Genomic DNA, 13669 nt, shown 5'->3' on the forward strand with positions numbered 1-13669 from the left:
TGCAAGTCCACCTAAGCGGGTGGACTTGCAGCCTGTTTCTTTTGACTAAGAATAGTATAGCCGTGTTATGCATCCAGCCGCTGAACGTTGAACAGCCGGGCGTAGCTCCCCGCAAGTCCCATCAGCTCCTCATGGGTGCCGCGTTCGGTGATCTCTCCATTCTCCAGCACGATAATCTGGTCGGCATGGGTAATCGTGGACAGCCTGTGGGCCACAATCAGCGTCGTCCGCTCGGATGCAAGCGCCTGTAGCGCCTGCTGGATGAGATGCTCGGACTCCAGATCCAGCGCGGAGGTCGCTTCGTCCAGAATCAGCACCTTGGGATCCTTCAGGAATACCCGTGCAATCGCCACGCGCTGCTTCTGTCCGCCGGACAGCTTCACACCCCGTTCCCCCACTTCGGTATCATAACCTTCAGGCAGCTGCATGATGAAGTCGTGGGCATTCGCAGACACCGCCGCCTTCATCACCTCCTCTTCCCCCGCTTCCGGGTTCCCGAACTTGATATTGTCGCGTACCGAGCCGCTGAACAGGAAATTATCCTGCAGCACCATGCCCACCGTCCGCCGCAGACTCTCCTGGGTCAGCCCGCGGATATCGCGGCCGTCCATGCGCAGACTGCCTTCGCTGATATCATAAAAGCGCGGGATCAGGCTGATCAGCGAGGATTTGCCGCCTCCGCTCATTCCGACAAAAGCCACCGTCTGGCCCGGAGCAATGCTCAGATTAATGTCCCGCAGCACCCACTCATGCTCGTCGTTATACTTGAACCACACATTGTTGAATTCGATCTTTCCGGCTGGCTTCAGCAGCGGCTTCGCGCCCGGAGCATCGACAATATCATAGGGCTCATTCAGCAGCTCCAGGACACGCTCAAGCGATGCCGAGGCTTGGGTCAGCACGGTCGAGGAGTTGATCAGACGGCGCAGCGGCGCATACATCCGGTCCAGATAGCCGAAGAAGGCCACGAAGGTCCCGAGCGTCAGGTTGCCCTGAATGACCTGGTATCCGCCGTACCCGATCACGAGCAGCGGCGCAATATCGGTCAGGGTGTTGATAATCGCGAAGGTGAAGGCGTTCCACCGCGTTTGCGCCAGCGCTTTTTGCAGGAACTTGCCGTTGATCTCCTCGAATTGCCGCTGGTCCACCCGCTCCATCGTAAAGCTGCGGATGACCGCGATCCCCTGAATCCGTTCATGCAGATAGCCCTGAATGACGGCAAGTGCCTGTGACCGGTCTTTGGTCAGCACCTTGAGACGCTTGTACAGCGTATTGACGGCAATCCCATATAGCGGCAAAATGGAAATCGCCACCAGCGTCAGCACCGGATTCAGATAGAGCATGAAGCCCAGCGCGAAGAGCAGGGTGAACATATCCAGCCAGACATTCATCATTCCGACCTCAACCAGGTTCTTCGACTGCTCCACATCGTTAATGAACCGGGAGATGGCCTCGCCCACCTTCGTATTCTGGTAATAACGCAGCGACAGCCGCTGCAGATGCCCGTAGAGCTTATTGCGCATATCGAAGAGGACCTTGCTTGTAATCAGCTGGGCGAAATACTGGCGGTAATACTCCACCGGCCCGCGGACAATCACGAACAGAATCAGGCCCCCGCCGATTACCGTCATCAGCTTCGAGACCCGCTCAGCTATCGTCAGTGCCGGATTACCCAGCAGCTCATCAACTACATATTTGAGAATCATCGGCAGCGTCAGCGGAATGCTGAATTTGACCATCCCGATGATCAGAGTGAGCACAATCCATTTCATATACGGCCGAACAAAGGTATAATAAGATTTCCAAGGTTTCACAGCGTGTCAGGTCCTTTCCAATTCATTCTTCATCAGGGTGCAGTTGACATTTGCGCGCTGCAGTGTTTTATTATTTTTAAACAGTTACGGTTGCAGTACCGAAATTCAGGAGGATAATGATGCCCAGACAATTTGTGACGGAAGCCGTCATGATGGCGATTTACGGCCAGCTTCTCATCCCGCGGAGCCCTGTAGAATATATAGTCCCTTATACCACAATTATGGAGCTTTACGAGCTGCGGGACAGCGATGAGCCGGTGATGAGCCAGGCGGATGATGACAAGCATGTCAGACTCAGAATCCGCGAGCTGATCAACTATTTCGAGGAGCCGCTCAATGCCAAGAAGATCAACCGCTGCCTGAACGTCCCCTGGGCCAAAAGCTCCGGTATCCTCCTCGGCGGACACGCGCAGATCACCATTATCAACAGCGTTGACAATGCCTCCTACGGAGAAGCATTCGATCCGATTGAGACAGAGCTGCTGCTGGCGTCCCAGCGTGAGAAGGTGCCGATTCTGACCGACCAGTTCGAGCTGATCCAGCGCATCATCGAAGGCGGAGTTCCCGTCCAGGTCTATGACATTGATGATTTCGAGTTCGCGATGGAGGAAGAGACCTTCCGCAGCTCGCACTGATCGCGTCACCTGAGCGGCGGGCAGCTTCGCTGGCCTGGTGCGTACAAGCGGAGACGGCCTGGCCGTCCTTTTAAAGGACGGTACCGTTTCAGCGAGGAAATAGAAGGATAAGTTATGGTGTGAATCCTATAAATTCTTATATTTTGGAACAAGCCCTTGCCTGACGGCAAGGGCTTGTTCCACATCCCCGGCAGTGCCGGTATCTGCCATTCGCTCCAGCTCTCCCTTATGCCACCGGCACAGGCTCATACTTATATTCGATGTCATCCTCTGCTTCAGAATAGACAATCGACAGATTGTACCCCTCCATATACCACAGATCCTGCTCCTCCATATAGAAGGTCAAGCCGCCTTCCCCGAACTGCACAGCAGGACGTCCAGGCTGCTCGGTAGCAATGCCCAGCGAGAAACCGGGATGCAGGCCTCCGCCTGAGCTGTACCGGGGGAACAACCGGATATATGCGCCCTCCTGGAGGCTCAGTTCTCTTTTGAACCAGGCGGCTGCTTCCGGACTAATTAATATGTTCATCTCTCCACTCCTCCCCTCTACCCCAATCATACCCAAAAAACTTCAATTCACCAAATTACTGAAGTACTCCTGCCAGATATCCTGCCGCGCCGCAAAATTAAGTTTGACAATTCTTAAAGTGTGATGATAAACTCGGAACATAACGAAACGTCTTCAAGTAATTACCAAAATGAAGAAAGGGTGATCTCGGTGTTGAATATGGATATGGATATGGTATACCTCGCCACTATTGTAGAAAACTATACCCAACTGAATACCGAAGCAGCCCGAGCAGTGGAGAATTCCTGAGGTTCATGCGTATTACGCGTAACGTATGAGAACAGGCTTAACTTATCTCTCACATGTCTCTGTGCTGCTTATAGCACCGTGGACATGATAACCGCAATTAGAGGCGTATCATCCGTTTTCGGATGGTACGCTTTTTCGTGTGCTATGAGGTTATGATCCGCTGCGAAATGTCCGTAAATGTTCCGTTAAACAAGCTAACTTAGTAATTACTTCAAGCACGAAAGGAAGGGATTCACCTTGTTCTCCGTACTCCGAAATCTCGGCTGGTTCTTCCGCCGGGAAAAAAGGCGCTATACTATAGGCCTCATCCTTCTTATTGTGGTAGGTGTGTTAGAACTCCTGCCTCCACGCCTGCTGGGCAACGCCATTGACGAAATCGTCACCGGCGCCATCACTGCAGGTTCACTGATGAAATACATTGGCCTCATCGTACTTATGCTGCTGATCATTTACTGGATCACCTACATATGGATGCATAAGCTGTTCGGGGGTTCGAATCTGGTGGAGCGCCTGCTGCGCTCGCGGTTCATGAATCATCTCATGACGATGACCCCCGCCTTCTTCGAGCGTAACCGCACCGGCGATCTGATGGCCCGCGCCACCAATGATATCCGCGCCGTCTCCGCAACCGTAGGCTTCGGGATGCTCACTCTTGTCGACTCCACCGTATATCTCACGGTCGTCCTGTTCGCCATGGGGTTCCTGGTCAGCTGGAAGCTGACACTGGCCGCGGTCATCCCGCTTCCGATGATTGCGGTAGCCATGGTGTTCTACGGCAAAGCGATCCACGACCGCTACAGTCTGGCGCAGGATGCCTTCGGCGACATGAATGACCAGGTACTGGAATCCGTATCGGGCATCCGCGTCATCCGCGCTTATGTGCAGGAGCGGCACGATGAGAAGCACTTCTCTGACATTACAGATGATGTGTACCGCAAAAATATGGCGGTTGCCCGGGTCGATGCCTTCTTCGAGCCGACGATCCGCTTGTTCGTGGGTCTCAGCTATATCATCGCCCTGACCTACGGAATCTATCTCGTATTCCGCAATCAGATTACGCTGGGCGATCTGGTGTCGTTCAACATGTACCTCGGGATGATTGTGTGGCCGATGTTCGCGATCGGCGAGCTGATTAATATCATGCAGCGCGGCGGCGCTTCACTGGAGCGGATCGACGAGACGCTGAATGCCAAGCCTGATGTCAAGGATGTGCCTCATCCGGTTCCGGTTGACCAGCCGACCACCATCGAGCTGAAGAATGTGACCTTCCGGTATCCGACCTCTACCATCGATAATCTCAGCGGAGTCAGCTTATCCCTCTCCCAAGGCCAGACGCTTGGCGTAGTCGGACGGACCGGCAGCGGAAAATCGACGCTGCTGAAGCAGCTGCTGCATGAATACCCGGCGGGCACAGGCGAAATTCTGATCTCCGGTGTGCCGATCACCCAGATCGCCCTCGACCAGCTTCACAGCTGGATGGGCTATGTGCCGCAGGAGCAGATCCTCTTCTCCAAATCGGTGCGCGAGAATATCCAGTTCGGATACTCTGGGGCCAGCGATGAGCGGATCATGCAGGCGATTACCGCCGCCGCCTTCCAGAATGACCTTGGTACCTTATCTGACGGGCTGGATACAATGGTTGGCGAACGCGGCGTCTCCCTCTCCGGGGGACAGAAACAGCGTGTTTCTATATCGCGCGCCTTCATCTCGAATCCCGATATTTTGATTCTGGATGATGCCCTGTCTGCCGTTGACGCGCGGACAGAAGCGAAGATCATCGAGAACATCCGCGAGGAGCGCAGCGGCAAAACCACGCTCATCTCCACCCACCGCCTCTCGGCGATTGAGCATGCCGATCTGATCGTTGTCCTCGAAGACGGGCATATTACAGAACAGGGTACACACCAGGAGCTGCTGGAGCTGAACGGCTGGTACCGTGAGCAGTTCGACCGCCAGCAGGTCGAGAATAATCTGACGAATGAATAACCCCATACAGGAGGTGTCACCGTTGACACAGAGTACAGGCAAACGTCTGCTGCAATATGCACTGACCGCCAAAAAGACCTTCATCGCCGCCCTTCTGCTCCTGACCATCGGAGTAGCGGCTGAGCTGGCGGGGCCTTTTATCGCCAAGAGCATGATTGACAATCATCTGCTTGCGATTGAGAAGCCCTACTTCCAGACAGCCTTGCCGGAGGATGCTGCAGAATATAACAACACTTATTACAAACGCGGTGACCGCTTTGCCGCAGGTGAAGCCAAGGGCCAGGAGGTCCGCCTGCTTCAGGCGGGCAGAAGCTTCTACTTCATCAATGAAGCGGTACCGAAGGCCGAAGGCGAGCGCAGCTTCGCAGACGGGAAGCTCCAGATCAAATACGGCGAGCAGACGACGGTCTATCCGGCCGTCAAGCTGTCGGCGGGTGATCTGTTTTCCTTTTACAAGCCGGAGCTTCCTGGTATCTATCAGTTAGTCGCTCTATACGCCATGTTCCTTGTGATCTCCATTATTGCTGAGTTCGGCAAAACCTACTGGCTGCAATCTTCTGCCAATCAGGTCATCCGCAAGCTGCGGACCGATGTCTATGCCCATATCCAGCGCCTGCCGGTCTATTTCTTCGATAATCTGCCTGCCGGTAAGGTAGTGTCCCGGGTTACCAACGATACGGAAGCAGTCAAGGATCTCTTCATTGCCGTGTTATCCAACTTCGCTACAGGAATCATTAATATCACCGGTGTCTATGTGGCCCTCTTCCTGCTCGATGTGAAGCTGGGACTGGTCAGCTTGTTCATCGTGCCGATTATTATTCTCTGGATCGTGCTGTACCGCAAAATCGCTACCAAATACAACACGATCATCCGCTCGCGGCTCAGTGAGATTAATGCCATTATCAACGAATCGATTCAGGGGATGTCGATCATCCGTATTTTTCGCCGCCAGAAGCAGAGTAGCGCTGAATTCGAGCAGCTCAATGACGACTATCTGAAATATCAGAACAAAATGCTCAACCTGAACGCCTTCACCTCCCACAACCTGGTGAACTCGCTGCGCAGCCTCTCCTTCGTGCTGGTGCTGTGGTACTTCGGCTTCGGCAGCTTGGACGGGTCGACCTTCGTATCGCTTGGTGTCCTGTATGCCTTCGTCGATGTGCTGGGCCGGATGTTCCAGCCGATTACGGGGATGGTCAACCAGCTGGCAAATCTGGACAGCTCGATGGTCTCTGCAGGCCGCGTGTTCACGCTGATGGATGAGCCGGGAGAGCCGGTCACTGACGGATCGATGCCGCGTTACAAGGGAAATGTCGTGTTCAAGGATGTCTCCTTTGCTTATAAAAAGGACTTCGTCCTGCGCGATATCTCCTTCGAGGCGCGCCCGGGCGAGACCGTCGCCCTTGTGGGCCATACCGGCTCCGGCAAAAGCTCCATCATTAACCTGCTGTTCCGCTTCTATGATCCGCAGCAGGGAAGCATAACGATCGACGGGCAAAAGGTCAAGGATCTGCCGAAGCAATGGCTGCGCAGTCATATGGGCATCGTGCTTCAGGACCCGTACCTCTTCACCGGAACCATTGCCTCCAATGTCAGTCTGGGTGACGAGCGGATCTCTAGAGAGCGTGTCGAACGCGCCTTGCGTGAGGTAGGGGCCGATAAACTGCTGGCTCACCTGCCGCAAGGCTTCGATGAACCGGTCATTGAGAAGGGCAGCACCCTGTCCGCCGGACAGCGGCAGCTGATCTCCTTCGCCAGAGCCTTATCCTTCGATCCGGCGATCCTGATTCTGGATGAAGCAACGTCCAACATCGATACCGAGACTGAGAGCATTATCCAGCAGGCGCTGGAGGTGCTGAAAAAAGGCCGGACCACCTTCATCATCGCCCACCGGCTGTCAACCATCCGTAGTGCGGACCAGATTCTGGTGCTGCACCGGGGCCAGATTGTTGAACGCGGCAACCATGATGAGCTGATGGCGCAGGGCGGCAGGTACTTCCGCATGTATCAGCTTCAGCTGGGTGCGGGAGCCGGGAACGGCTCAGACGAGCCAGCTCCGGAGTCCGGGGGCTCTGCTTCTTCCGCTGTACTCCGGCCATCGCTGGAGCAGATCTAATTCAATTGCTTGAGGACAGCAACTTAGCCTAATGGCGGGCAACCGCATATACCTATCATACATTACAATAAGAACACCCCCTGACGCAGGAAGGCATCAGGGGGTGTCTTTCACTTGATATCAGAACGTTTGTTCTGTATAATGGAGCAATACATATTATGGATGGGGTGAAGATGATGATAACCTACAGTCTTAGCAAGCGGCAAGCCCGGCTGTTCCTGCTGCGCCATCAGCGGCTCGTCCCGGACGGATTGCCCGGCGGCAAGCAGAGCATCTATGACTTCGTCCGGCATGTAGGCTGTATCCAGTATGATCCGCTCAGTATAGCCGGACATAACCACGAGCTGGTGCTTCAGGCGAGAATCCCAGGCTTCGTGCCCGAGATGGCCAATGAGCTGCTATATAAGGACAGACTGCTGATTGACGGCTGGGATAAGAACATGTCGATCTACTGCACAGAGGATTGGCCGTATTTCCAGCGACGCAGGGAAGCTGCTGCCAGGCATCAGCATAACGAGGCCATGGCGGCCATGATTACCCATGTCCGTGCGGAGCTGGATGCACGAGGGCCACTCTCGTCACTGGACCTGGAGAGTACGGAGAAGATCGACTGGTCCTGGGCTCCGGCAAGACTCTCCCGGGCTGCCATGGAGAGCATGTACTTTTGGGGCGAGCTATCCATCCATCACCGGGTGCACACCCGCCGCTATTACGATTATACGGCCAAGCTGCTGCCTCCTGAACTGCTAAGCGCAAGCGATCCTAACGAGACGCTGGAGCAGCATCACGATTGGTATGTGCTGCGCCGGATCGGCAGCATCGGCCTGCAATGGAACCGGTCCGGGGACGGCTGGCTTGGCATCGCTGGCCTGAAGAGCAAGGAACGGACAGCGTCCGTGCAGCGGCTGCTGCAGAAGGACCTGCTCCGCGAGGTACAGGTGGACGGCCTGAAGCTACCGCTATACATCCGCACAGCAGACGTCCCTGAGCTTGAAGCTATATTGCGTCAGGATGATACTGCGGGTGCAAATGAATCCGCAGCCGGGCCGCAGGCTGGTAATGAGGGTGGGACCGGTCATGCCGGAGGAACGGCCTCCTTCGCGGCGGCACTGGCTCCGCTGGACAATCTGTTATGGGATAGAGAGCTGATCCTCCAGCTGTTCGGCTTTCAATATCGCTGGGAGGTCTACAAGCCTGTGCTTGAACGGGAATACGGATACTATGTCCTCCCCCTCCTCTACGGCGACCGCTTCATCGGCCGGCTGGAGCCGGTGATGAACAAGAAGACAGGTGTCCTAACCATCGTCCGCTGGTGGTGGGAGGCCGGAGAGGCGCTTGAACGCTCCATGCTCCCTGCGCTGACCAGGGCCTTCTCCTCGCTGCAACACTCGACCGGAGCCTCAGCGATCCGCTTCGCGCCGGACGTCGTCCAATCCTGCGGACTGCAGGAGCTGGAGGAGGCGCTGTCTGCCACTTCTCTAAAGACAAATTAATTCAATCATCTGAATCATCCTGCGGGCAGAGGATGTAAGAACTTTAGGGGGCCACACAGCTTGTGCCGGTGGACCCCCTCCCCACAATACTCATCCGCCTACTTCAGAGCAACCGGCGTATTCGGGGGCATTAGTGCACCTCATTTGGGGATTTAGCTCGTATCCGACAAATTCAGGGGCACTAGTGCTCTTCATTTGGGGTTTTGGCTCGTATCCCCTGAATTCAGGGGTACTAGTGCTCTTCATTCGCGTGCGTTGCCCCACATCCGCTGAATTCAGGAGCACTTCTACCCCTCACGAATCAGGATCTCCGTCAGCAACATTTCGGCCCACATTCCTCCTCCCCGCTAACACATTGTATTCGGTTTTCCGTATACATCCGGCCCACTCACACCCCCGCCAATACATTGTGTTCGGTTTTCCGCATACATTCGGCCACTCACACCCCCACTTACCCCAATGTGTTCGGTTTTCCGCATACATTCGGCACACTCACCCCCCGCCAATACATTGTGTTCAGTTTTCCGCATACATTCGGCACACTCGCACTCCCACCTCCCCATTGTATTCGGTTTTCCGCATACATCCGGCCCACTATTACGCACAGCTCGTATAACCAAAGAAAACTCCCGCAGTCGCAGTCTTGCTGCGTTAGGGGGAGTCTTCTCGTAAGTTAGCTATATTTTATTGGATGCCTTATTGGATATGCTCTTCCTCAAGGCCAAGCTTGCTGTACATCTCAGTACAATAGCCCTGCAGCTTAATCTCCAACCGGCTCGCCTTGTTCTTGAAGCGTTTCAGTTCACGGATCATATGGGCCCGGCCGGCTGGGGTGAAGGTCTCTTGAATCCGTTCCTTGAAGTAATCATGGACAATATGATTGCGTTCCTTCCATACGGCCTGCAATTGACTCGTCTCTTCCTCAGAGAAGGGGAAGTGATGCTGGATTTCTTTGATGAGTTGGCCGAGTGAATTGCTAAGCTTGCGTTGATACAATTCTGCGATTTCGGCGTCAGTTGGCGTCTTGCCCTGCGACAGCTTCGTCAGCAGCAGCAGATTCGTTAATTGCTGCTCCAGCGCCTGGCAATAGTAGACAGCCAGCCCGAAATAAGCAAATAGCTCTTTGGATTGTTCACTCTCCGGTATTTGTGTATCCTTCATCGTTCCTCCCGTTCTTGATCTGATTATTTGATTTGTGTGTAGATTGAACTTTTCGTTCTATTTTGGAATGGCCGTTGCTGCGGTGAATTTTGGACTTCCGGCCGCTGTTATGTTTGGATTTCCCGATTCAAGCTGTTAGCCGCTGTAGAAATCCAAACATAAAGGCGGACGCTACCGCTCCTACAGTTCCAAATTTCCCCTCCGCCACTTTTTTCAAATTGTAAATCATCAAGTTCAAAGGACACAGCTCAGTTTGTTTTGTTATAGTCCATACGGCCGGTACGGTAAATGTAGAATCCGGCAAGCAATATTATGTACGCCAACGCGTGGGCATAGGCTCCTAGCACGGAGGACACTGGCAGAGTCTCTGCATTCATCATCCTGTCCATGACCGGGTATACCGGGGGCAGGAGAATAGATACAACGGGCCCTGGCACCACTTCAGCCACTTTACCGGCGCTAATAGATAGAATGAGGAGGATCAGCATCATTCCGGCCGCATATCCAGCCCTCGGTACCCACGAGGATTGCAGGTACAAGGAAAGTGTAATCCCTAATAACCCCATTAGAGCATGTCCGGCCAAACCAAGCAAGATCCGCTGAAGTCCAGCAGGTTCATGGAAGCTTCCGGTCAAGACGGGATACATAACAATGATGACATCCAGCAGCAGCGTAAGCAGGACCATTGTAAGCAGCCCCCCCATACTGTAGCGCCGGGCACTGCGGAGCTGAACGATAACCACCTGCTTCTGCACCGCCTGCTCATGATTAAGGAAGCTTAAGCCGAGCCACGCACAGGCTATGAACAGAAAGACTGCCGTAGCCGAGTAGCTGCTCATGACCGGGTTAGGCTTATAGGAATAGAGAATTAATACCGCAATAATTACACCGGCAACCGGTCCGAAGAACCGCTGGGAGACTGTATAACTGTGCAAAAAATAACCGATTAGCCCTTTCACCTGCGTCCACTCCCGCTCTGATCCTTGGGGTCCATCCACTCGGCCAGGTCACTTAATCCCCCGAGAGGCTTTACTGAAACTATGGAACCGCCCGCAGCAAGAATCTGCAGCAGGCAGGTATCTGACATTTTCTGTTCTACAGTCAACCCTGTACACGCTGTACCGGCGAAGTCCGGCTCCGGCAGCACGCGGATGACTCCAGGCAAGGCTTCCAGAGCCCGCTGGGCTTGTCCCGGCGGTGCTGTATAGACGATATCCACTACTGGAGCACTCTTCAGCTTCTCCGCTCCATGAATCGTCCGGAGGGTCTGCCCTTCATGTAATACATATACTGTATCCGCGACAGCTTCGATGATCTGCGGTTCATGAACGGACAAGACGAGTGCCGTCCCCTCCGCCTTCAGCTCCAGCAGTACTTCGATAAGCGTATCTTGTGCGGGCAGATCCAGTCCCGACATGGGCTCGTCAAGCAGCAGCAGCTGCGGCCGGATGAGCAGGCTCTGGATCAGGTTGACCTTCTGCAGCATTCCCTTGGAGAAGCCTGCCAGCTTGTGACTGCGGTAGGCTTCGAGACTGAACAGCTGCAGCAGTTCGTTGATCCGGGACGCCGAAGCCGCTTCGGAGAGTCCGGCAATCCGGCCCATACAGCGCAGATAGTCCTCGGCGGTGAGCTTCAAGCCGGGAAATGCCTCGGGTGCATAACCTGTGGTTATCGCCCGACGGTCACAGGTAAGATCACCGGAGGACAGCTTCAGCAGCCCCGCGAGGATGGATAACAGCGTACTCTTGCCGGACCCGTTACGGCCGATCAGAGCCGTGGCCGTGCCGGGAAGAACTGTCATCGATATTCCGGTCAGTACCGGGCGGCTTCCATAGCGCTTGCTTCCTTCGGTAATTGTAATTAGAGATGTTGCATTCGTGGCTTCCAGGCCTCCTTCCATTCGTGCATGCCTATGGGCCGCATCGAACGGCAGCCTGATTATTCTCTTATGTAACATTCGCCGGAATGGCTTTATTCTCCTTTTTATTTTCCCAGATCCATGAAATTCACATTGAAAAAACCAGAACTGTGCAGAAAAAAATCCGCACCCGCCCTGGTTCCTGTTAAGTATTCGATGCTATATATGTTAGTCCTAAAGGGTGATGTCAGGCGTAGACTTCAACAGCTTCACTGACCCTTCTGCAGGCCATGGCTGCATTGCGGCAGGTATCGATGCAATCCTGGCAATGGTTATGCTTATGACGGCTGCTTGTGTCCGCGCAGCGGTCACAGATGTCAGCACATAATTTGAGGATTTCGGCCACGAACGGGCTTCGGCGGGTCATCGCCTGAATAGCGAAGGAGCAGATGTCTGCGCATTCACGGTCCAGCTGGATGCTCTCCCGCAGATCGGCCAGATCATATTCCTTGAGGCTTGAGACATAGCTATAGTTACAGGCATCCATACATTTAATCAAAGCATTAATGCATTCCTGATATTGAATTCGGGTCATAGCCTTACAACCTCCTGCAATTAGTATAGGGTATGCCTATGTATTAACCTGCAAGAATAAGAACGAACCATTCATAAGGAACTGCAGATTGTTAACTATAGGCTTCGTTTGACCGCTGCGGGTCTGGTCAGCAGACGTCTCTCCAGGCGCAGAAGCTCCCTGCGCAGCTCACCGGAGGAGAAATGCTCACCGATGAATACCGCAACATCCGGCACCTCGCCCTGGGGCGTAATTCTCATGAAATCCGCTTCTCTGTAGGCGTACTGAAACAGAAACCGGCTGGAGGTATCGGTAAAAGTTACGATCCCCTTGGCCCGGTACACATCGCGTGGCAGCTCCTTCACAAACCGTTCGAATTCCTCGCTGTTCACGGGATTCTGGAAATAATGCGTGTAAGCCATCACATGATCATGCGAAGCATGCATCGCCCCTTCAGCGCCGCCCTCCGTATGCTCTCCGCCCTCAGGCCGGTCTTCCCTATGAACGGCTCCCACACTGCCCAGCAGCGCTTCTGGCTCCAGTTCACAGCGTACCGCCGGCAGAATCTCCGCGTACGCATTCCACTTACGCAGCACCTCCGAGATCTCTGCAATCTCTGCGGCTTGAATGCGGTCTGTCTTGTTCAGGATCAGGACGGATGCACAGCGGATCTGCTCCTGCATCAGACGGTAGGTAGCCCCTTGCTGGGAGCGGTACAGCTCCAGCAGATGGGCGGCATCGACGACGGTAATCAGCCCCTTCAGCTCCACCTGCTGATATAGCGAAGTCTCCGTTACTGCATCCACAATCTCCAGCGGGTTGGCTGCGCCTGTAGCCTCGATGATAACTACATCCGGCGATTCTTTTTTGACCAGCGTGGTCAGCTCCGTACTTAAGTCCCCCCTGCTGGTGCAGCAGATACAGCCGCCCAGCATCTCTGCCATCGGCACAGACTGCTCCACCAGCAAGCCGTCCAGATTCACCTCACCCAGCTCGTTCATAATCACGGCCGGCCGGAGGCCCTGATGATTCCAATGATCCAAAAGACGCTGTAGTAATGTGGTCTTGCCGCTGCCGAGAAATCCCGACAAGATATATACTGGTAATGACTGTTCCAAGTTTGCTCTCTCCCTGCCTCAATCGGTTATGGTAGCGAGTGTACTACAATGACCGCCTCTGTGCAAGGCGGCACTGCCAGGTGAGGCATACATCAGC

At 54.3% G+C, this 13669-nt stretch carries 11 protein-coding genes; 4 read left to right on the forward strand and 7 right to left on the reverse strand.

Going from position 1 to position 13669, the window contains the following annotated elements:
• Positions 1 to 65: 65 nt before the first annotated feature.
• A complete protein-coding gene (locus MKY86_RS16585; RefSeq protein ID WP_076085197.1) occupies positions 66 to 1814 on the reverse strand; it encodes an ABC transporter ATP-binding protein in 1749 nt (582 codons plus the stop codon).
• A gap of 119 nt (positions 1815 to 1933) precedes the next feature.
• Here MKY86_RS16585 and MKY86_RS16590 point away from each other — a divergent pair, with 119 nt between their 5' ends.
• Entirely contained in the window at positions 1934 to 2449 is a 516-nt protein-coding gene (locus MKY86_RS16590) for an ADP-heptose synthase (RefSeq protein ID WP_076085194.1), read from the forward strand.
• A gap of 226 nt (positions 2450 to 2675) precedes the next feature.
• Here the strand turns inward: MKY86_RS16590 and MKY86_RS16595 are convergent, their stop codons facing one another.
• A complete protein-coding gene (locus MKY86_RS16595; protein WP_036724585.1) occupies positions 2676 to 2978 on the reverse strand; it encodes a HesB/YadR/YfhF family protein in 303 nt (100 codons plus the stop codon).
• Positions 2979 to 3503: 525 nt separating this feature from the next.
• Here MKY86_RS16595 and MKY86_RS16600 point away from each other — a divergent pair.
• The 3 genes from MKY86_RS16600 (at position 3504) to MKY86_RS16610 (ending at position 8861) form a co-directional block, all read left to right on the forward strand.
• Positions 3504 to 5252, forward strand: a complete 1749-nt coding sequence (locus MKY86_RS16600; protein ID WP_076085191.1) for an ABC transporter ATP-binding protein — start codon at positions 3504 to 3506, stop codon at positions 5250 to 5252.
• Between the two features lie 22 nt (positions 5253 to 5274).
• Complete coding sequence (locus MKY86_RS16605; protein ID WP_340827234.1) at positions 5275 to 7368, forward strand: ABC transporter ATP-binding protein; 2094 nt, start codon at positions 5275 to 5277, stop codon at positions 7366 to 7368.
• Positions 7369 to 7526: 158 nt separating this feature from the next.
• A complete protein-coding gene (locus MKY86_RS16610) occupies positions 7527 to 8861 on the forward strand; it encodes a winged helix DNA-binding domain-containing protein (protein ID WP_340827236.1) in 1335 nt (444 codons plus the stop codon).
• Positions 8862 to 9557: 696 nt separating this feature from the next.
• Here the strand turns inward: MKY86_RS16610 and MKY86_RS16615 are convergent.
• The 5 genes from MKY86_RS16615 to MKY86_RS16635 form a co-directional block, all read right to left on the reverse strand.
• Entirely contained in the window at positions 9558 to 10022 is a 465-nt protein-coding gene (locus MKY86_RS16615; RefSeq protein ID WP_036724577.1) for a hypothetical protein, read from the reverse strand.
• 248 nt (positions 10023 to 10270) lie between these two features.
• Positions 10271 to 10981 carry a hypothetical protein gene (locus MKY86_RS16620; RefSeq protein ID WP_076085185.1) on the reverse strand — a complete coding sequence of 237 codons (711 nt, stop codon included), beginning with the start codon at positions 10979 to 10981 and terminating at the stop codon, positions 10271 to 10273.
• Positions 10978 to 11922 (reverse strand): ABC transporter ATP-binding protein, encoded by a 945-nt coding sequence (locus MKY86_RS16625; RefSeq protein ID WP_340827237.1) that lies wholly within the window; start codon positions 11920 to 11922, stop codon positions 10978 to 10980. The genes MKY86_RS16620 and MKY86_RS16625 overlap by 4 nt, the downstream gene beginning before the upstream one ends.
• Positions 11923 to 12127: 205 nt before the next feature.
• Positions 12128 to 12475 (reverse strand): four-helix bundle copper-binding protein, encoded by a 348-nt coding sequence (locus tag MKY86_RS16630; RefSeq protein ID WP_036699084.1) that lies wholly within the window; start codon positions 12473 to 12475, stop codon positions 12128 to 12130.
• A gap of 95 nt (positions 12476 to 12570) precedes the next feature.
• Positions 12571 to 13572 carry a CobW family GTP-binding protein gene (locus MKY86_RS16635; protein ID WP_076085179.1) on the reverse strand — a complete coding sequence of 334 codons (1002 nt, stop codon included), beginning with the start codon at positions 13570 to 13572 and terminating at the stop codon, positions 12571 to 12573.
• Positions 13573 to 13669 lie beyond the last annotated feature (97 nt).

The organism is Paenibacillus sp. FSL R7-0333 (assembly GCF_038000365.1).
Taxonomy (GTDB): Bacteria; Bacillota; Bacilli; order Paenibacillales; family Paenibacillaceae; genus Paenibacillus_AQ; species Paenibacillus_AQ silagei.